The sequence below is a fragment of the Pseudomonas bubulae genome, from assembly GCF_037023725.1.
Taxonomy (GTDB): Bacteria; Pseudomonadota; Gammaproteobacteria; order Pseudomonadales; family Pseudomonadaceae; genus Aquipseudomonas; species Aquipseudomonas bubulae.
Genome location: NZ_CP146077.1, coordinates 1405669 through 1426384 on the forward strand (window position 1 = coordinate 1405669; position 20716 = coordinate 1426384).

Below are 20716 nucleotides of genomic sequence, written 5' to 3' on the forward strand. Positions count from 1 at the left end.
GGGCATTATCAGGGGCAGTTTCATAAGGTTTTTTCCTTAAGGCTTAGTGGGTACAACCCGAGAGGTTCCGACGGCGCATTAAGCTGTAGGCTGCCGGTATGACAAACAGGGAAAGCAAGGGAGCAGTGACCATCCCGCCGACCATTGGCGCGGCGATGCGACTCATCACTTCACTACCGGTTCCGCTGCCCAACAGAATGGGCAACAGGCCGGCAATGATGACGGACACGGTCATGGCCTTGGGGCGAACGCGCTGTACAGCTCCTTCACGGATCGCCGCCACCAGCCCAACTTCCGTGTTGTCGCCGAGGTCTACACGTTCGACCCAAGCGTTCTTGAGGTAGAGCAGCATGATCACACCGAATTCGGCCGAAATTCCGGCCAGCGCGATAAAGCCGACCCCGGTTGCGACCGACAGGTTGTACCCCAATAGATAGAGGAACCATGCCCCGCCCGTGAGGGCGAATGGCAGAGTGGCCATGACCAAAAAGGCCTCATCGAAGCGGGCGAAAGTCATGTAGAGCAGCACGAAAATGATCAACAACGTGGCAGGCACAACTAGTTTTAGTCGGGCGTTGGCCCTTTCGAGAAATTCGAACTGCCCCGAGTAGCTCAGGCTCATACCTGGCTGCAACTTGACCTGTTCACTGACGACCCGGCGCAGATCGGCGACGACTGAGGCAATGTCCCGGCCCCGCACGTCGATATAAACCCAGCCCGAAGGCCGAGCATTTTCGCTCTTGAGCATCGGCGGGCCGTCGCTGACCTTAATCTTCGCCACAGTACCCAGGGTGATCTGGCTGCCTAACGGGGTGTAGATAGGTAATTGCTCCAAAGCACCGAGCGAGTCACGCCACTCCCGTGGGTAACGCACGTTGATTGGAAACCGTGCCAACCCCTCAATGGCCTCCCCAACGTTCTCTCCACCGATAGCACCGGCCACGATGGATTGCACATCGGCGATATTCAGGCCGTAGCGGGCGGCGGCCTTGCGATCGATATCCACATCGATATATCGGCCACCGGTCAGTCGCTCCGCCAGAGCCGAGCTGACACCAGGCACCCCCTTGGCCACGCGCTCGACCGCCTGAGTGACCGTATCAATTTCCATCAGATTGGTGCCGGCAACCTTCACCCCGATGGGGCTCTTGATCCCCGTAGCCAGCATGTCGATACGGTTGCGAATTGGCGGTATCCAGATATTGGTCAGCCCCGGAACTCGCACCACTCGATCCAATTCTTCCACCAGTTTTTCCGGTGTCATACCTTGACGCCATTGCTCGCGTGGTTTGAATTGAATGGTGGTTTCAAACATCTCCAGGGGAGCCGGATCGGTTGCGGTTTCGGCACGCCCTGCTTTACCGAAAACGTGTTCGACTTCAGGCACGGTTTTGATCAGACGGTCGGTTTGCTGCAGCAGCTGCGCGGCTTTGTGTGCCGATAACCCCGGAAGTGCAGAAGGCATGTAGAGCAGATCGCCTTCGTCCAGCGGTGGCAGAAACTCGCCCCCCAGGCGAGACATTGGCCATAGCGCACTGCAAAATACCAAGAGCGCCACCAGTAGCGTGACCTTGGGACGACGCAGTACTGCATCCAGGGCTGGCTGATAGAGTCGAATCAACCACCGGTTCAACGGGTTCTGTTGTTCATTGGGAATTCGACCTCGAATCCAGTAACCCATCAGCACTGGCACCAACGTCACTGACAGTCCCGCCGCTGCCGCCATGGCGTAGGTCTTGGTGAAAGCCAACGGGCCGAACAGCCGCCCTTCCTGGGCCTCAAGGGTAAATACCGGAATGAACGACAGGGTGATGATCAACAAGCAGAAGAACAGTGCCGGGCCTACCTCCGCAGCCGCTTCGGTCATCACGTGCCAATGACGCTCGCCGTTCAGTTCCTCCCCAGGGTTGGCAGCGTGCCAAGCCTCTATCTTCTTGTGGGCGTTCTCGATCATCACCACGGCGGCATCGACCATAGCGCCGATGGCGATGGCAATCCCGCCCAAGGACATGATGTTGGCGTTGATGCCTTGGTAGCGCATGACGATGAAGGCAATCAACACGCCCACCGGCAGCGAAATGATCGCCACTAGGGATGAGCGCAAGTGCCAGAGGAAGATCCCGCAGACCAGCGCGACGACGATGAACTCTTCGATGAGCTTGTGGCTGAGATTTTCCACCGCGCGATCGATCAGCTTGCTGCGGTCGTAGGTGGTGACGATTTCAACGCCGGCCGGCAAACTGGATTTCAGTTCGTCGAGTTTGGTCTTGACCGCCGCAATGGTCTCGCGGGCGTTCTTGCCGTTGCGCAAAATCACCACACCACCAACGGTCTCGCCTTCGCCGTCGAGTTCGGTGATGCCACGTCGCATTTCCGGGCCCAATTGGATGGTGGCGACATCGCCAAGGGTGACCGGCACTCCGGCCGCCCCCAGTTTTAGCGGGATGGCCCGAAAGTCATTGAGCGTCTTCAGGTAGCCGGAAGCTCGCACCATGTACTCAGTCTCGGCCATCTCCATCACGGCGCCGCCCGTCTCCTGGTTGGCCTTGCCGATAGCCTCGGTCACCTCCGCCTGTGTGATGCCCAGACTGGCCAACTTGAGCGGGTCAAGCTGCACCTGGTACTGCTTGACCATGCCTCCCACCGTAGCCACTTCAGCAACATTGGGCAGGGTCTTGAGTTCGAACTTGAGGAACCAGTCCTGAAGTGCGCGCAGCTGTGCCAAGTCGTGCCCACCCGTGCGATCCACCAGTGCGTACTGATAGATCCAGCCCACTCCCGTTGCATCCGGCCCCAACGCAGGTTTTGCACTGGCCGGCAATCGGTTTTGTATCTGACTCAGGTACTCCAGCACTCGCGAGCGGGCCCAGTACAAGTCCGTGCCGTCTTCGAACAGCACGTAAACGAAGCTGTCACCGAAGAAGGAATAACCACGTACCGTCTTGGCTCCCGGCACTGAGAGCATGGTGGTGGCCAGCGGATAGGTCACCTGGTTCTCGACAATCTGCGGCGCTTGTCCCGGATAAGGGGTGCGGATGATCACTTGCACATCTGAGAGATCCGGCAACGCATCGATCGGTGTGCTCTGTACCGACCAGATGCCCCAAGCAGTGACGAACAGCGTAGCCAGTAGCACCAGAAACCGGTTGGCCACCGACCAACGAATCAGTGCAGCAATCATGGCTGGCTCCCCGATTTGTCCAGGCGCTCGACACGCAAACCATCGTCAGTTTGGCTCACCGCGATCCGAACCTTGTCCCCCGCCTTGAGGCCCTGCATCAGCGCCGGACTGGCGAGAGGAAAAGTCATCGTCATGCCGGGCATGCCCAGCGTCTTGAAAGGACCATGGGCGAGCGTCACGTCTTTGTCGTTGATCTCAACAATCTGCCCATCGGCCTCATGAAAACTGGAGGCTGTTGCGCCGAGTGGTGAATCTTCCTCAGCGCTGGCAACAATGCCTTTAAGACTGGCTTCCGAGTCGAGCAGGAACTGGCCAGACGTAACCACTTTCTGTCCTTCTGTCAGACCTTTCACAATCGCCGTCTTGCCATCGCTTTCCTGCCCGAGTTGCACCTCCACCGGGCGATAGCGACCGGCGTCTTCAGCGAGCATCACCAGGGCGCGTCGGCCAGTGCGAATGACTGCTTCACTCGGCACCCACAACACACTTTCCCCGGTCGAATGACTCAGGCGCACCTGCGCCGTCAAACCGGGCCTGAGGTGCTCGTCCGGGTTGGGTAGTTCCACCCGCACCCGAAGAGTGCGGCTGTCCGGATTGGTCTCGGGCAAAATCGCGCTGACCTTGCCTCTGAACGTTGTCCCCGGGAAGGCTGGCAGACGCGCTTCGACCGCCTGCCCCACAGTGATGGCCCCGGCATCGGATTCTGGAACAGCCACGGCTAGCCATATACTGCTCAAGCCATTGACCCGTGCCAGAGTCTCGCCCGTCGCCACGGTCATGCCCGCGCGTACGTTCAGCTCTTGCAGCACACCGGCGATGGGACTGGTCAGGGTCAGATACGGTTGAACCTTACCGCTACGTTCAACCTGAGTAATCAGTGCTGCGGGCATCCCTGTGAGTCGCAGGCGCTGACGGGCCGCAACCAACAGATCGGCATCCCCGTTACGCCTCAGGGCCAGAAACTCTGTCTGAGCCGCGGCCCATTCCGGCACCAGAATATCCGCCAGGGCGGCATTGGCTTTGAGCACATCCCCTGGAGCAAGGGCATAGACCCGCTCCACAAAGCCGGCGGTACGGGCCTGAATCACCGCGACATCACGCTCGTTGAACGCCAAGACACCTGCCACATCTAGGCTGGAATCAAAGACTCCCCGGGTGACCGTCGCAAAACGCAAACCGAGGTTCTGGGTCAGGCTTGGATCGATACTGACGACCGCACGATCCCCTTCGCTGCTGGCGTATTGAGGCACCAACTGCATGTCCATAAAGGGGGACTTTCCGGGGTTATCAAACTTTTGCTGCGGGTACATGGGGTCGTACCAATACAGAGCCTTGCGTTCACCCGACGGGCTGACACCCCTCTCCTGGGCAGTACTGGATACTCCGTTCATCCGCTGCTGAGCGAACCAGTAACCACCGGCAACACCCAATGTCAGCGAGATGCCTACCAACAATGCCCCATTCCACTTTTTAAGGATCACTGGCTGGGCTCCCCATAGGCAAAGTACAGGCGCGCACTGGTCAGCGCCCGCTGCTCTTCCACCTCAATCTGTTTGAGACGCGCTTCGATGAGCTCACGCCGGGCCGCAACAACGGCATTTAAATCGCCTTTTCCGGCACGATAACTGGCCATGCTGAGTTCGACCTTTTCCTTGGCCAGAGGCAACAGACTGTCCTGGTTTCGGTGCACCGCACGATTCAGACGCTCATAGTCAGCCAGTTGGTTTTCCAGTTCCTGAGTGTGCTCGCGTGACAGGGCTTCACGCTCGGCCTCAAGCTGGCTGAGTTCAGCCTGCTTGGCTGCGATTTTGGGATTTTGGCGAGAGCCAGGAAACAGCGGCAGATCCCAGGAAAGCTGCACACTGACCATATCCCCAAACGCTCGGCCACGGTGCTGGTAATCCAGCTCCCAGCTCCAGTCTGACTGTTTCTCCGACACGGCTTCACGAACCTTGGCTTGCGCTTCTCGGGTCATCGGGGCAAACGCTGCCAGCTCGGGATGGTGCTGCAGGTTATGGGAGTAACCGGAGGTATCGACGGACCATTCAGGCAAGCGGCCCACAAGCTCGTCGTTGGCAGCGGGGCCAATCCAACGCTTGAGGGCAGCTCGGGCCTGCCTTCGCTGCTGAATCAGATCGTCCTGTTGCTCCGCTAGTCGAGCCGCTTCTTGCTTGGGTGTTACCGCATCGGCGGGTTGAGCCCGGCCACCGGCAATCTGAGCCAGGACGGTATTGCTCAGCAGGCGGTTCTCTTTGTAGAAGTCCTGGAACAGTGCATCTTTGCGCTCAACCGAGTAGCTACTGATCCAGGCCAACGCCGTGGATTGGCGTACGTTCAGACGTTCGACCCGCCGCTGCGCCGCGGCGCGTTCAACGGCCGCATCGGCGACCTCAATGCGCGCCTTGCGCTTGTCGCTGTTGGGCATTTCTTGCCTGACTCCAACCATTTGCATTGTCATGAAGTCTTGGTCGATGCTCCAGCGATCCGGGCCGCCAACAGGATAGTTCTGCACACCCAGCAGCAGTTTGGGGTCAGGCAACTCCCCCGCTGGAATGGCTGCGCTGCTGGCAGCCTGAATTTTGGCGTCTTGTGCGGTCAGCGACGGTGCATTGTTTTCGGCCAGCCGCAACGCTTCATCAAGCGTCAATCCACCCGCCAAGCTCGGCAATGCCAGAACGCTTACCGCCAGACCGGCCACGAGGGACCAGCCTATGCAATAGCACTTTGAGTTCATGTTTAGGATTCCTGTGATCATCCACTGCACGCATCAAAAGACATGCGCTCAGCTCTTGCATCCCGCCAATGCGGAATGAGGCTCAATATGGGACAGGAATCAAACGCGGGGCGGTCGCCACACCCTGGACGGGGTTTGTGCAGGCAAGGAATCACTAAAGAAGGAAAGTACTACGGGGCTAAACACGGCTACTGAAGGCTTGAAAGTCGAGACTTGCAATATGCCGCCTGCCTTGCATTCCTGTCCCGGTTTACATGGCTTTCCGTGCTCGGACAGGGTTTTCATATCGTTGCAGCAGTCCATGCCCATGTCGTCCATTATCGTCATGCCCATCGTCTTCATGGGGCACGGTTCTATCGATGCCTGAACTCCCGCCATCCCGCTGAGGGGAAGCGCCAAGCTAATCACGAAGATGATGCAAAACTGCACGTAGCGTTTCATTCGCTGGAGTGTAGTCGCTTCAAATGGTCGTTACAAATCGACTCATGTCATTAACACCCTGTCGCCAAGCTCCGACATATAGGTAATGAAGCCGACAAGGAATTAAGCCAACATTACGTTTAGAAAATAGACGCGGACGACGAGCTATCGATCCGCCTATATTTGAATTCATAGTGTTGATCTGAACTCAATCATGGATGAAATGGCTAGCCAACTGAGAAATCAAGCAGAAGCCGAGATGAAAAATTGGCGCGACAAAGACCTATCGGTCTACTAACATCTGATTCCGGGAAGTTTGGGTACAAATAATACGCGTATTCGCAGTACTGCTATTTTCTAGAGTGTGGGTGCCTTGGGGGAGCACAGGTCGCGTCCAAATAAGTGCTTTTCAGTTGCCTCTCTCCAAAACCGAAATCTCTTCTTGAGGAAGATTGACCCGTTGACGATCTTTTGAGTAGTTGCCGCATCCTTTCACCCGCATGGAGAGTCATATGAGCGCTGGTCATAGTCACGGTCAAGCTCGTGCAGGACACGAGAAAAAATTGTGGATCGCTCTGGCGTTAACGACAAGCTTCATGATCGCGGAGGTCATTGGGGCTTTCGTGACAGGCAGCTTGGCGTTGTTATCCGATGCGGCTCACATGCTAACTGATTCCACTGCCTTGGCTATTTCATTGATAGCTATTCAAATTGCCAAACGCGCTGCGGATAAAAAACGGACATTCGGCTATGCACGATTTGAGATCCTCGCAGCTGCTTTTAACGCGATTTTGTTGTTTATGGTGGCGGTGTACATCTTGTATGAAGCTTATCAGCGGTTTAAAGCCCCGACAGAAATCCAATCGACAGGGATGCTGATCGTCGCAGTGATCGGACTAGTTGTGAACCTTGTTTCAATGCGGTTGCTAATGTCTGCCAGTGCCGAAAGTCTTAACGTAAAAGGCGCGTACCTAGAAGTATGGAGCGACATGTTGGGCTCCATGGGCGTAATAGGGGCGGCATTGATCATTCGTTTTACCGGATTCACTTGGGTTGACTCGATCGTTGCCGCAGCTATCGGCCTGTGGGTGCTTCCCAGAACCTGGGTTTTGCTCAAAGAAAGCATGAACATCCTGTTGCAAGGGGTTCCGGATGGCATCGATATCGCTGAAGTGGAAGCGTGCATCAGGGCGGTTGAAGGCGTTGAGGATATCCATGACCTGCATATCTGGGCCCTGACCAGCGGCAAGAATGTCATGAGTGCTCACCTTGTAATCCTGCGTAGCTCCCGAACTGAGCAAGATATATTGGCTGAGGTGACTCGGCTGATGAGCGAGGTATTCCATATCAGCCATACGACTCTTCAATTGGAAAACTTACAGTTTCATGCAACGCTTGAAGAAAACGAAGGCATGCAGCACTAGAGCGGGATCTTGCAAACATCTCATGTCGGAGTAGGGGCTGCTGCGATGTACTCAGAACTCAGCGGACATTAAAAAACCTGACCACAGGCGCATATCCAGTGGTGCAGGGAGGGTTGCACAGGTTTGTTGCGGGAATTTACCCTTAAACCTTTCTAGCCTGTTGCCAAGTGGTCTGTCCGTCGAGGTTTGGGAAGCTCAGCCTGAAAACGGTCATGCTGCCAGGCATGCTTTGAACATCCGCAGTTCCCTGGTGGAGGCTCATGATCGATCGAACAATAGCTAAACCAAGACCAGTGCCACCCTCAGCACGCGAGCGACTTGTATCAATTCGATAAAAGCGGTCAAACAAGTGCAGCAGATGCTGAGGTTCGATTCCTGCTCCAGGGTTGCCTACAAGTAGCGATACCTGTTTGGCATAGTTTTCAATAACAATTGAAATAGATTGTCCCGCAGGGCAATGGCGTATTGCGTTGGACAATAGATTGGATATTGCTCGCTGTATCATTAACCTGTCGCCAATGGTCTTGCCATTTCCGGTAACATTCAGGGTGATACGTTTCTCTTCCGCAGACAGTGAAAACAGATCGACCACCTTAAATGCTTCATCTTCTAAGGTCCTGAATTCAACACATAAGTGCAACGCTCACCCCTGTATGCACTTCGTACGGCGTCTTCCAGCCCAAGCGCTTGCGCGGGCGTAGATTGATCCTCGCTACTGTCCGATTGACGGCTTCGACGGTCAGCTTGCTGAAGTCGCTGCCCTTGGGGAAATACTGGCGGAGCAGACCGTTGGTGTTTTCATTGGTGCCACGTTGCCAGGATGAATAGGGGTCTGCAAAAAAGACCTGGCACTGGCTCCGTAGCGCGATGCGTTCATGCCCGGCAAACTCCCTTCCGTTATCCAGCGTCAGCGTGTGAGCGGCATGGCCCTGAAGCATCAGATTGATCGCCCGCGTTACCTGCCGGCGCGTTCTGCGCTTGACCGGATAGGCGCTCAGATAGCCGCTTTTGCGATCAACCAGGGTCACCAGGTTACCGCCCAGTCCATGTACCGTATCGCCCTCCCAGTCCCCCAGGCGCTCGCGGCTTTCGACCTCGGCTGGGCGTTCACTGATTGACACGCGATTACGCAGCTGCCCGCGCCGATCGTGGCTTCCATAGCGTTTCCGGTAGCGCTTTCGGCGATGTCGCAGATAGGTATAAAGCTCACCACCGGCGCGCTGTTCGGCGGCAATGAACCGATAAATCCACTCATGGCTGACCGCCCGGCTTGGCTGCTCCTGCTTCAACCGCTGGGCGATCTGCTCCGGACTCATGCCATGCTTGAGCCACACCGGGAGATGATGGCTGAGCCATGTCGCCGGCTTGCAAAACTTGCGCGCACCCGCTCGACGAGCATCACTTTCATGGGCCGCAGAAACAGCCTTGTAGATATTCTGGGTGCTGTTGCGGCGAACCTCGCGACTGATCGTCGAGGGATGCACGCCGACCCGCTTTGCAATGCTCGCCTGGCTCTCTGCGGCGCTCAAGCCAGCCTCAATCTGGTAACGTTGTCCCTGAGTCAGCTGCCGGTAATGCGTAGTCATCTGCGCTTGAATCCTTCGGTGTGAGAGCCTGGATTCTACCGGTGGCTGGCTCTCTGCCTCTCGTTTCAAGCGTTGCGCTTATTCTATGAATTCAGGGGTGATTATTTCGAACGGGACAAGTGCCGCGGGATGGCTGACCTGAGCTAAGAAGAGCATATCCGAGACAATTCGCGTGACACGGCCCAACTCCTCGGTGCATGACTCCAGCACAGCTTTGTATTCTTCTGCCGGACGCTCCCGAGAAAGGGTAACCTGGGCCTTGCCCATCAAATTGGTGATCGGGGATCGTAATTCATGGGCTAAGTCATCTGAAAATTGCGACAGCTGCTGAATACCGCTGTCGAGCCGGTGCAGCATGAAGTTGATGCCATGAGCCAACTCACTAAGCTCCTGAGGCATTTTAACAACAGAAAGTCGATGGTTGAGATCTTGAGCCGAGATCATGGCGGCGACCTTCCGGAACTCTCTCAGTGGAGAAAGTCCTTGTTGTACTACGGCCCAAGCACTTGCTCCGATGAGTATCAGTAAAAGCGGTAGTGCAATAACCGTCGACCTAAGGTACGCGCTGAGCAGCGCTTCATCGTTCGCACAATCCATCGACAGCAATACGGGAACACTTACACCATTCTTTAATGGGATGAGCTTGGATGCGGTAAGGAAGTGTCGACCTTCACCATCTGAATTGGTGGAATAGGAAACCTTGTCAACGGCAGCAGTCGCAGCTTTCAACTCAGTCCGCGGATCCGACAATCCAGGCCCAAATTTCAGTAAGGGCGCCCTGAGGTTTTTCAGGTCATAGATGGTCAGATTCAGATTGTCATGTCCCATGACTTGATCCAGTAACGAATGCGGTTTTGAATTTACGTCGGCCGTGTCATCGTATAGCGAGAGGCTATGTTCAACCTGCTCCATCTTATTGATCAGGCTGTTTTTTGCCAACTTATCCAGCTCATGCGTCAGCGCAAAAAAGGCCAAGACAGCCAAAAACACTACCAACAACGCCCCTAAAATACTTACTGTCAAGCCTAGTCGCATTGACAGGCTGACCGGCTTCATACACGCGCCTCTAATACGTAACCAACACCGCGAAGGGTGTGGATCAACTTGTTATCGAAGGGGTCATCTATTTTGGCCCTCAGCCTACGGATTGAAACCTCGACAACGTTAGTGTCGCAATCAAAATTCATATCCCAGACCAGTGAAATGATTTGGGTGCGAGAAAGCACTTCTCCAGTTTGGCGCATCAGCAAGTGCAGCAGCGCAAACTCCTTGGTTGTCAGATCTATGCGCTGCTCACCGCGAAAAGCACGATGACGTCCTTGGTCTAGTTCCAGGTCGGCTACTTTTAGTACCTGCGGGACAGGTATGTGCTCACTGCGACGCATCAGGGTTCGTACCCGTGCAAGTAACTCAGGAAATTCAAACGGTTTAACCAGATAATCATCGGCACCCAAATCTAGTCCGCGTATCTTGTCCGCTAGGCGCCCTCGGGCCGTCAACATCATGACCCGGGCATTACTGCTTTGTCGTAGACGTTCAAGAACACCCCAGCCATCAAGTTCGGGAAGATTAACGTCAAGTATCACCAAATCATAAACATGTTGGCGCGCCAGATGTAGTCCATCCGCGCCAGTTATCGCACGATCAACAATGTAGCCACTTTCAGTCAGTCCCTGATGTAAGTATTCGGCAGTTTTGAGCTCGTCCTCAACTACAAGGATTCGCATGACATTTCACCTTCTTAATGACTAGAGTTAAAGGGGGCTCAGAAAAATAATAACCGTATTAGTGTGGTTTTCTGATTGGTGCTATCTTTTAATAGGATTTTCAATCCTCATATGGTTTGAATAACTTACGAGATGACAGCCCTCATTCTAAAGCCTGTAGCTGCTTCAGGGTCAAGCCAAAGCTGCGGTTTTGAGGCGCCAAAGCTAGGGTTGCGACAATCTGTCGCGGGAAATAATCCAGGGGCTATGTAGCACATCGTGTGCTCATATGAATACCCCAATTCGACAAGTGCGCTTCGGCAGATAATTGCTGAATTTTTGTTTCATCATATTGCTGCCTTAAGTTTTTTCTTTTTTAACACCTCCTATATTAGAGCAAAATCTACAGTAGTAGAGCTGGATAACATATTTGTAATTCTTCAGTCACCTTGTTGATAAGTGAAGAACTCTACAGTTACTACGTTGAGAAAATTCGCTTTAAAGGAAATATAAAATTGCGTTGGCTTAGAAAGTTCATTACCCCCTTGCGTATCATAAAATCCATGTTGGTAATAGGCCTAAGTTGCACGCTTGCACTATCAGGCACGGCTTTTTCCGCTGGTTCGGCTTCACAGGCGCTGACAATGGATCAAGTTCTTCAAATGGCGTTTGCCAACAATCCTGACCTAGCGGCAGCACAGTGGGAAATTGGTATCACTCAGGGAGATCGGCAGCAGGCGAGCTTGATTCCCAATCCTGAGTTGTCTTGGGAGGCTGAGGATACCCGGCGAAATTCGCGCACTACGACGGTGATGATCAATCAGCCGATCGAGCTTGGCGGTAAGCGAGGCGCTAGGATCGAAGTGGCAAGTCGAGCGCAAGATGCAGCCGAGATTGAATTGGAGCGCAAGCGTAATGCTCTACGTGCCGATGTCATTCAGGCGTTTTACAACACATCTACGGCTCAGCAAAGGTTGCTGTTATCACGTCAATCACTTGAGCTCGCACAGCGTGGCTTGCATGTAGCTCAAGGTCGCATCAGTAGTGGCAAGTCATCGCCTGTTGAAGGTACGCGAGCAGAAGTCCAGTTGTCGGAGGTACGCCTAGAGCTGAAACGGGCAGAGCGAGATGAGGCAAATGCCTATCAACAACTCGCTCGAGTCATGGGTGTGCCTTTGCCGGCGTTTGCGTCTGTAAGTGATTCAAGTCAGCCAATGCCAACTGTACCGGAACCTTCGCTGCTCCTTAATCGCATAGGTCAGACTGCGGAGTTACGGTTGGCAAAGCTGCAAATTGACCAGCGTGAAGCCTCACTTGGCTTGGAGAAAGCCCAGCGCATTCCTGACCTAACCGTAAGTTTAGGTAGCCAATACGATGAACGGGAGCGTGAGCGCGTGAATGTCGTAGGGCTGTCGATGCCCATCCCATTATTCAATCGTAACCAGGGCAATGTGTTGGCAGCCGCCCGCCGAACTGATCAGGCCCGCGACCTTCGCAATGCCAGCGAGTTACGCCTGCGCACAGAAATTCAGACCACTCTAGCTCAGTGGAATACAGCGAACACTGAAATCACGTCGTTCAATCAAACCATCCTACCTGCCGCGCAAAGTGCTGTAGATACCGCTACCCGTGGTTTCGAAATGGGGAAATTCAACTTCCTAGATGTGCTAGATGCCCAGCGCACCTTAATCAGCGCACGCGGTCAGTACATCCAGGCCATTGCTGAGGCGACAGACGCCTGGGTGCGTATCGAGCGAATTTTCGGTGATGTCGACAAGCTCACTCATACCCCTTGAATTTCATATAACACTTTTTTAACCGCTACTCAGCATCGCAGTGCCACGGTAATCCGTGACTGCCCACTGAGCTGCGTAGGGAGTCCCATGGATAAAAAACAAATCCTTGTCACCGCACTGACCCTCACGGTGGGCATATGTGTTGGTTCGCTCTGGATGGGTAGCACGTCAACAGCGTCCACCGGCGTACAGACGCAAGAAGAACAGGGCCACGATGCTGATCACAGCAACGAGGGTGCGGCCAAGGAGTCAGTTGATGGCGGGCATGCAGAAGGGGAAGCAGAAGAAGGTCACCTGACTCTGAGCGACGATCAGATCAGATCTGCCGGCATTCAGTTAATCGAAGCTAAGGAACAGAGCATCAGCCTCTCATTGCCGTTTCCTGGAGAAGTCCGTTTCGATGAAGACCGTACTGCGCATGTGGTACCCCGGGTTCCTGGTGTCGTCGAGTCGGTACATGTCAATCTTGGCCAAACAGTGAAAAAAGGTCAGCTACTAGCCGTGATTGCCAGTCAACAAATTTCTGATCAGCGCAGTGAGCAAGCCGCAGCGCAACGTCGTCTAGAGTTGGCGCGCACTACCTACGAGCGTGAACGCCAGTTATGGCAGGACAAAATCTCTGCCGAACAGGATTTCCTTCAAGCCCGTCAGGCTCTGCAAGAGGCCGAAATCGCTGTCAGTAATGCCCGACAAAAAATCAGCGTACTTAGTGGCAGCTCGGTGACCAGTGGTGGCAACCGGTATGAGCTGCGTGCACCGTTCGATGGCGTTGTGGTCGAAAAGCACTTGGGCCTTGGTGAGGTTGTCAGTGAAACCAGCAATGCGTTCACACTCTCGGACTTGTCGCATGTTTGGGTGACTTTTGGCGTTTCCCCTAAGGATTTGAGCAAAGTCCTGGTGGGCAAGTCTGTCACGGTTAGTGCCGCTGAGTTGAATGCGGAAGTTACGGGTGCCGTGGCCTACGTTGGGAGTTTACTGGGTGAGCAGACTCGTACCGCCACTGTCCGTGTGTCCATAGCGAATCCGCAAGGAGCTTGGCGTCCCGGGCTGTTCGTAACCGTACTGGTTGATACCGATACCCGGCTGGCGAAAGTCGCAGTACCAGAAGCAGCAATCCAGACGGTCGAGGATAGGCCAACAGTTTTCGTGCGAACTGATGACGGGTTTAAGGCGCAAGCAGTAGTAATAGGTAGTCGTGCAGCAGGTCTGGCTGAGATCACAGAGGGCCTGGAGCCCGGAGCTCAAGTCGCTGCTGCCGGCAGCTTCATTCTGAAATCAGAACTGGGTAAAGCCTCGGCTGAACACGCCCACTGATCCGCCACTTCCACGAGAAGGTTCTCATGTTCGAACGCCTAATCCAATTTGCCATCGAGCAACGCATAATCGTCCTGCTCGCGGTTCTCCTCATGGCCGGACTCGGCATTGCTAGCTACCAGAAGCTGCCGATCGACGCCGTGCCCGACATCACCAACGTCCAGGTGCAAATCAATACTGGTGCCGCAGGTTTCTCGCCACTGGAGACTGAGCAGCGCATCACTTTCCCTATTGAAACCGCCATGGCAGGTCTGCCGGCACTTGAGCAGACGCGTTCACTCTCACGCTCGGGTCTTTCACAAGTTACGGTGATTTTCAAGGAAGGCACCGACCTATTCTTCGCCCGGCAATTGGTCAATGAACGATTGCAGATGGCAAAGGAACAATTGCCCGAAGGCGTGGAAGCTGTCATGGGGCCGATTTCTACCGGTTTGGGTGAGATTTTTCTGTGGACTGTCGAGGCCCGAGAAGACGCCGTAAAAGAGGATGGTAGCCCCTATACGCCGACCGACCTGAGGGTAATCCAAGATTGGATTATTAAACCTCAGCTGCGCAACGTTCCTGGGGTCGCCGAAATTAACACCATTGGCGGATTCGCCAAGGAATACCAGATTGCTCCGGATCCAAAACGCTTGGCCGCTTACAAGCTGACCCTGACAGACATTGTGACCGCGCTGGAAAGCAACAACGCTAACGTAGGAGCCGGCTACATTGAGCGCAGTGGCGAACAACTACTGATTCGTGCCCCTGGCCAAGTGGCGACCACCGACGACATCGCCAATATCGTGATCGCCAACGTCGATGGCACTCCTATACGTATTAAAAATGTGGCGACCGTGGATATTGGGCGTGAAATGCGTACCGGTGCGGCGACCGAAAACGGTCGTGAAGTCGTACTCGGCACGGTGTTCATGCTGATAGGCGAGAACAGCCGTACCGTCTCTCAGGCCGTTGCAGTCAAGCTAGAGCAAATCAACCGTTCACTGCCCAAAGGGGTGGTTGCGATCACTGTTTACGACCGTACTAACTTGGTAGACAAGGCTATTGCCACGGTCAAGAAGAATCTGATTGAAGGTGCAATCCTAGTAATCGCGATTTTGTTCCTATTCCTAGGCAATATTCGCGCAGCACTGATCACTGCCATGGTCATTCCTTTAGCCATGCTCTTTACCTTCACAGGCATGTTCACCAACAAAGTCAGCGCCAACCTGATGAGCCTGGGGGCTCTGGACTTCGGTATTATCGTCGACGGTGCAGTGGTTATTGTCGAAAATGCTATACGGCGCCTCGCCAATGCGCAGCACCATCACGGGCGCCTCCTAACTCGCTCCGAGCGCTTTCACGAAGTGTTTGCAGCAGCCAAGGAAGCCCGTCGACCACTGATTTTCGGGCAGTTGATCATCATGGTCGTTTATCTACCTATTTTTGCCCTGACCGGTGTCGAAGGGAAAATGTTCCACCCCATGGCGTTCACCGTCGTGATCGCCTTGCTAGGCGCGATGCTGCTGTCCGTAACCTTTGTTCCTGCGGCAATTGCCATGTTCGTGACGGGCAAAGTCAAGGAAGAAGAGAACGTGGTAATGCGAGGAGCGCGACGGGCTTATGCCCCCGCGCTGGATTGGGTCATGAGTCATCGATCGCTGGCATTTGCCATGGCATTAGGTGTCATCGCTGCGAGTGGCGTGGTCGCCAGTCGAATGGGCAGTGAGTTTGTACCTAGTCTCAGCGAAGGCGATTTTGCACTGCAAGCATTACGAGTACCCGGTACAAGTCTGACGCAATCGGTGGAAATGCAGCAGCGCCTAGAAAAGCTTGTGCTGGAAAAAGTGCCTGAAGTCGAACGGATGTTTGCTCGAACCGGTACTGCAGAGATTGCTTCCGATCCAATGCCGCCGAACATCTCTGATAGTTATGTGATGCTCAAACCGAAGGATCAATGGCCTGATCCAAGTAAATCCCGGGAGACGTTGACAGAAGAGATCCAGAAAGCAGCGGCTGCTATGCCCGGTAGCAACTATGAGCTTTCCCAGCCTATCCAACTACGTTTCAACGAGTTGATTTCAGGCGTGCGAAGTGATGTGGCGGTCAAGGTCTTCGGTGATGACATGGCAGTGCTTAACAGTACCGCTGCGAAAATTGCCGCGTCAATGCAGGGGGTCGATGGCGCCTCCGAGGTCAAAGTCGAACAGACAACGGGGCTACCTGTACTGACCATAAACATAGACCGCGACAAAGCCGCACGTTACGGTCTGAACGTTGGAGACGTTCAAGACACCATTGCGGTGGCTGTCGGTGGCCGCCAGGCCGGGACGATGTATGAGGGAGATCGCCGCTTCGACATAGTGGTGCGTTTATCCGACGCCATGCGTAAGGACGTTGAGGGGTTGTCCACACTGCTGATTCCAGTCCCGGCGCTGCTCAATGGCAATGCCGATCAGATCGGTTTTATTGCCCTTTCAGAAGTGGCGACCCTCGATCTTGTACTTGGCCCGAATCAGATCAGTCGTGAGAACGGTAAGCGTCTGGTCATTGTCAGCGCCAATGTACGTGGACGGGATATCGGCTCATTCGTTAAGGAGGCTAGCATCGCCATTGATCAGCAGGTAGAGATTCCGGCCGGTTATTGGGCTACCTGGGGTGGGCAGTTTGAACAACTTCAATCAGCTGCCAAACGCTTGCAGATAGTTGTCCCTGTGGCTCTGCTCTTGGTATTCACCCTGCTGTTCATGATGTTTAACAATCTCAAAGACGGCATGCTGGTATTCACCGGGATTCCATTCGCATTGACGGGTGGTGTTATGGCGTTGTGGCTACGTGATATCCCACTGTCGATCTCGGCGGGTGTTGGTTTCATTGCATTGTCGGGTGTGGCAGTGCTGAACGGTCTGGTGATGATTGCTTTTATCCGCAACCTTCGAGAAGAGGGACATTCGTTGAATTCTGCGATCAATGAAGGAGCGCTAACGCGGTTGCGCCCAGTATTAATGACAGCTTTGGTGGCATCCCTTGGCTTTATCCCCATGGCTCTAGCTACTGGAACAGGCGCGGAAGTCCAGCGGCCCCTAGCTACCGTTGTAATCGGGGGAATACTGTCCTCAACTGCGTTGACCCTACTTATACTTCCTGCGTTATATCACTGGGCACACCGTAAAGATGAAGAGGCAGGCAGCGAAAAACAAGAAATAGTATAGCAGTTTGTTTTTAAAGCCCGCTGCTGATCCTCATTAGCGGGCTACTTATATCAATGATGACGGATATGTAATCTTAGTGCCACCGTATTGATAGCTTCGTATTGATACTCTAATGCCAGTATTTAATATGAGGTGTCGAAATGAAAATCGCACAAATTTACGCTCTTGTAGGAGCATTGATTCTTTCTTCCACTGCATTGGCTGAGGGTGGTGGAGACCGGACTTTTTCTAGAGCTACTCAAGCTACCGAGCAGGCTATGGAGAAGTTTTTAGCCAAAGAGCTGAAAAAAACTCCTCCGAAAATGTCAGGCGGTGATAAGGGCCAGATTAGTAAGTAAATGTAGTGGTGCTACACATAAGCCCCGCCCCGATTCCGGTTGCGGGGTTTTTATTGACATGTGAGGTGCAAAAAGTGAAGACTATTAATTCTGTGATTTTTATTGTGGTCGCTGCGATCTCTTCAAGCGTATTTGCTAAAGATAGTGACAAGGTTTTTGAAAAAAGAATGAGTGCCAACTCCGTAGCTATGGAGCAGTATGCGATTAGGCATGGAAAAAATATTCCCGTAGCTAAGCAATATAAATACGGAATGAAATTAGATGTTGTGAATGTAGTTAGCATGGTGCGACCAGCGAAAGGGTGCGGGGTGATGCCCGCAGCTATGACATACGAAGACTCTGAAGGAGTACTGAATACAGTCAGATACACAGTGGCCGGAACATGCCGTAAAGGTGGTTAGCCTCTACGCTCTTGGCATAGGGGCTCATATTTTTGACGTGCGTCATAAGACATAAAATGTGGGGGGTGTTTACGGCAGATCGAGTAGGAGGCGGGGTTACCCCCGCCGTCCTCTCACACCACCGTACGTACGGTTCCGTATACGGCGGTTCCTGCCTACTGACAAACAACGTCAGCGAGCTTGGTTCCGTTGATGTGTCGCCTGTGGTATCTAAGCGCCCAGACCGGCCCTCGGAGCTTCCGGCTCCTACCTCCTGATGGTCTCGACCCCCGCTACGCGGAGTTTCTGCTTTACGCTCCAACAGAGATCACACCCGACTGTCCACTCATGGCAGGTTCAGCCCTTCATTGCTCCGGTTTCGAGCAACTACTACGGCCTCGGCTGACTTCTGTCGCCCATCCCGTCATCTCGCGATGCCGGTAGCACGTGGCAGGCTAAACAGATCTCCCAGGGTAATTCGCGCGACCTTCCTGCTTATGCCTGTCGGATCTACGTCGTAGCGTTCCGTGCAAGTATTGGGCTTTGACGATTTGCGCCGTCTTACCCCGCTACGCCGCCTAATCCGCTTCCTGTTCGTCAGGCCAGCATTTTGCCTAAGGCTTCCTTCAGATTCGCAGTCGCCCGCGACACCCTTGCCTTCGGCTAACACTTCCCCTTGCTGGGTGTGTAGAGGACTTGCACCTCCAAGTCACCAGCGTGGCCACCACAGCCAAGCTGATTGCGCTCACGCGCAACGCGCCATGCCTGGCGCACGCATAAAAAAGACGCCCCGAAGGGCGTCTTAAAATACATCGTATTTAGATGAGTGATCTAAAAGTGGATGCGGAGCTTCAACTTGACAGCAGTGAGTTTCAGGTTTTTGCAGGGTATTACTTACCTGTAGCAATCTGGCCAGATGCGCTAGCAGATTGCTATAAACTCCAGTTTACTATAAGTGACTTAAGCTAACAGGAAGATGATTGAAAAATTACATTTTTGAAATTTTTCAGCAAAAAAGTAATGTTCGTCTAGGATGATTCATCCTGCGCAGATCTTAAAGAATAGCTAATGGATACTCAATAATCACACGAACCTCATCCAGATCCGACTCAAATGTGGTTGCACGAGTATTAGCTTGCCGTAGGCGCAAAGACATATCTTTCAAGGTGCCTGTCTGAACGACATATTTTACTTCGATGTCACGCTCCCAACGTTTCTGGTCGGTAAGTGGGTTTCCATCCGCATCGCGTCTCATGTACGTCGTATTGGCGTTAGAGTAATCAGCATCAGTGCCACGACCGTAACGCGTCATAAACGACAAGCCAGGCACGCCATACGATGTCATGTCGAGGTCGTAGCGAACCATCCAAGAGCGTTCTTTAGGTGAGTTGAAATCACTGTACTGAATTGAGTTATCAAGAAAGATCGAGTCCGACTGACGCAGGTAATCGAAATCGTTATTGCCATTATTTCTCTGATGGGATAGTGCAAGTGTGTGTGCACCATACTTCACGCCTACTTTACCGCTCCATATGTTATTGTCGAAATCGCCAAGTAATTTTTTTCCTTCGTCGACGGCCTTATAATAGTTAAGGCCTCCGAATACGGAAAGCTCATTTGATAATGAGTAGTTTAGCCCGGTGCCAGCATAGTATTGATTCCATGCGTCCTTGAGGCGACTGGAGTAAAGACTAAGGGTGACGTTTTTGTTTAAGTTATAATCACCACCAAAGTAGCCTACCCAAGGCGAGTTAACAGGCCCAGCATAGAAGGTCGCAAAGTTGTCGCGCATGTTGCTCGAAACTGGCTGGCTCATGGCATGTAGGCGACCGCCCTGAACGGTCAAGCCTTCAATGCTAGTATTGGTTGCTGTGACGCCAGTGAAACTTTCCGGTAGTAGTCTTGAGTCGCCAGCAGCCACAACTGGGGTGGATGGGAATACGTCACCGACTTTTACTACGGTGTCAAAGGCGCGAATTTTTGCCGCACCTCCCACTTTTGTGTATTCGTCCCTTGCCTCTCCGTTGCTATTGACTGGAAGGACATCAAATGAACTACGGCCGCCATTACGGCCGCCACCCGTGTCGAGTTTTATTCCAATCATAGCAAACGCATCCACTCCGACACCGATTGTGCCCAGGGTAAATCCAGACTCGAATTTAGTAATAATCGCGTTTGCCCATGCTTCGGAATATCCATTGCCTGTAGGGCTTGACTCTCCGTTACGATGTTCGCGATTGAAGTAGTAGTTGCGGTTAAGGACGGTAAGGCTACTATCCTCTATAAAACCGCCATTTTTTTCTTCCGCAATCACCATTGGCGGCACAGAGCTGACAATCATTGCCATAGCGGCTATCGAAAACTTTGTATTGTTAATCATTAATCACTCCTTCGGTTCGGCAGAACTAGAAAGCACTTCGGCTGGAATTGTTGTTTTAAGGAAGCTGGTCGCGCTTCCTGTATCATCGCCGAGTTGTATCGTTGCAATCTGTAGATAACAGGGGCATGATTGAGAAATTACAATTTTGTAATATTCGGCGGCTTTCTTGAAATGTTGACGCGCGTACCGTGCGATCAGCCGTTTACGGATCTGAGTTTTTACAATGCTAGTTGCTACACAGTGCTCACTTAGCGACCAGAAATCTC

13 protein-coding genes and 3 pseudogenes are annotated in these 20716 nt (G+C 53.4%); 7 read left to right on the forward strand and 9 right to left on the reverse strand.

Annotation, left to right across the window (positions count from 1 at the left end):
- Positions 1–43: 43 nt before the first annotated feature.
- From V6L81_RS06540 to V6L81_RS06555, 4 genes are all read right to left on the reverse strand, one after another.
- The gene (locus V6L81_RS06540) at positions 44–3181 is read right to left on the reverse strand and encodes an efflux RND transporter permease subunit (RefSeq protein WP_010655492.1); all 3138 of its coding nucleotides are present in this window, start codon (positions 3179–3181) and stop codon (positions 44–46) included.
- Entirely contained in the window at positions 3178–4662 is a 1485-nt protein-coding gene (locus tag V6L81_RS06545; protein ID WP_010655493.1) for an efflux RND transporter periplasmic adaptor subunit, read from the reverse strand. Before V6L81_RS06545 ends, V6L81_RS06540 begins: the two co-directional genes overlap by 4 nt.
- Positions 4659–5915, reverse strand: a complete 1257-nt coding sequence (locus V6L81_RS06550; RefSeq protein WP_010655494.1) for a TolC family protein — start codon at positions 5913–5915, stop codon at positions 4659–4661. The genes V6L81_RS06545 and V6L81_RS06550 overlap by 4 nt, the downstream gene beginning before the upstream one ends.
- A 99-nt stretch (positions 5916–6014) precedes the next feature.
- Positions 6015–6356: a hypothetical protein gene (locus tag V6L81_RS06555; RefSeq protein WP_029612175.1), complete on the reverse strand. Its 342-nt coding sequence runs from the start codon at positions 6354–6356 to the stop codon at positions 6015–6017.
- 296 nt (positions 6357–6652) lie between these two features.
- On the opposite strand from V6L81_RS06555, the pseudogene V6L81_RS06560 reads away from it, so the two are divergent.
- Both V6L81_RS06560 and V6L81_RS06565 read left to right on the forward strand, forming a co-directional pair.
- Positions 6653–6781, forward strand: a pseudogene (locus V6L81_RS06560) (hypothetical protein); the annotation flags it as partial.
- Positions 6782–6847: 66 nt separating this feature from the next.
- On the forward strand, positions 6848–7759 hold the full coding sequence (locus V6L81_RS06565) for a cation diffusion facilitator family transporter (protein ID WP_010655496.1): 912 nt from the start codon (positions 6848–6850) through the stop codon (positions 7757–7759).
- Between the two features lie 142 nt (positions 7760–7901).
- Here V6L81_RS06565 and V6L81_RS06570 read toward each other — a convergent pair.
- The 4 genes and pseudogenes from V6L81_RS06570 to V6L81_RS06585 all read right to left on the reverse strand — a co-directional run.
- Positions 7902–8375: pseudogene (locus V6L81_RS06570) on the reverse strand (ATP-binding protein); the annotation flags it as partial.
- A 7-nt stretch (positions 8376–8382) separates the two neighbouring features.
- Positions 8383–9345: an IS30-like element ISPpu17 family transposase gene (locus V6L81_RS06575; protein WP_004577240.1), complete on the reverse strand. Its 963-nt coding sequence runs from the start codon at positions 9343–9345 to the stop codon at positions 8383–8385.
- 90 nt (positions 9346–9435) lie between these two features.
- A pseudogene (locus V6L81_RS06580) lies at positions 9436–10401 on the reverse strand (histidine kinase dimerization/phospho-acceptor domain-containing protein); the annotation flags it as partial.
- Positions 10398–11072, reverse strand: a complete 675-nt coding sequence (locus tag V6L81_RS06585; protein WP_010655498.1) for a heavy metal response regulator transcription factor — start codon at positions 11070–11072, stop codon at positions 10398–10400. The pseudogene V6L81_RS06580 and the gene V6L81_RS06585, both read right to left, overlap by 4 nt.
- 542 nt (positions 11073–11614) lie before the next feature.
- On the opposite strand from V6L81_RS06585, the gene V6L81_RS06590 reads away from it, so the two are divergent.
- The 5 genes from V6L81_RS06590 (at position 11615) to V6L81_RS06610 (ending at position 18091) form a co-directional block, all read left to right on the forward strand.
- On the forward strand, positions 11615–12847 hold the full coding sequence (locus tag V6L81_RS06590; protein WP_131690204.1) for a TolC family protein: 1233 nt from the start codon (positions 11615–11617) through the stop codon (positions 12845–12847).
- An 87-nt stretch (positions 12848–12934) separates the two neighbouring features.
- The gene (locus V6L81_RS06595) at positions 12935–14161 is read left to right on the forward strand and encodes an efflux RND transporter periplasmic adaptor subunit (RefSeq protein WP_010655500.1); all 1227 of its coding nucleotides are present in this window, start codon (positions 12935–12937) and stop codon (positions 14159–14161) included.
- A 26-nt stretch (positions 14162–14187) separates the two neighbouring features.
- Entirely contained in the window at positions 14188–17352 is a 3165-nt protein-coding gene (locus V6L81_RS06600) for a CusA/CzcA family heavy metal efflux RND transporter (RefSeq protein WP_019824158.1), read from the forward strand.
- A gap of 140 nt (positions 17353–17492) precedes the next feature.
- Positions 17493–17690, forward strand: a complete 198-nt coding sequence (locus V6L81_RS06605) for a co-regulatory protein PtrA N-terminal domain-containing protein (RefSeq protein ID WP_010655502.1) — start codon at positions 17493–17495, stop codon at positions 17688–17690.
- A 74-nt stretch (positions 17691–17764) separates the two neighbouring features.
- Positions 17765–18091: a DUF2790 domain-containing protein gene (locus V6L81_RS06610; RefSeq protein WP_010655503.1), complete on the forward strand. Its 327-nt coding sequence runs from the start codon at positions 17765–17767 to the stop codon at positions 18089–18091.
- Between the two features lie 1033 nt (positions 18092–19124).
- Here the strand turns inward: V6L81_RS06610 and V6L81_RS06615 are convergent.
- A complete protein-coding gene (locus V6L81_RS06615) occupies positions 19125–20450 on the reverse strand; it encodes an OprD family porin (protein ID WP_010655505.1) in 1326 nt (441 codons plus the stop codon).
- Positions 20451–20716: the final 266 nt, after the last annotated feature.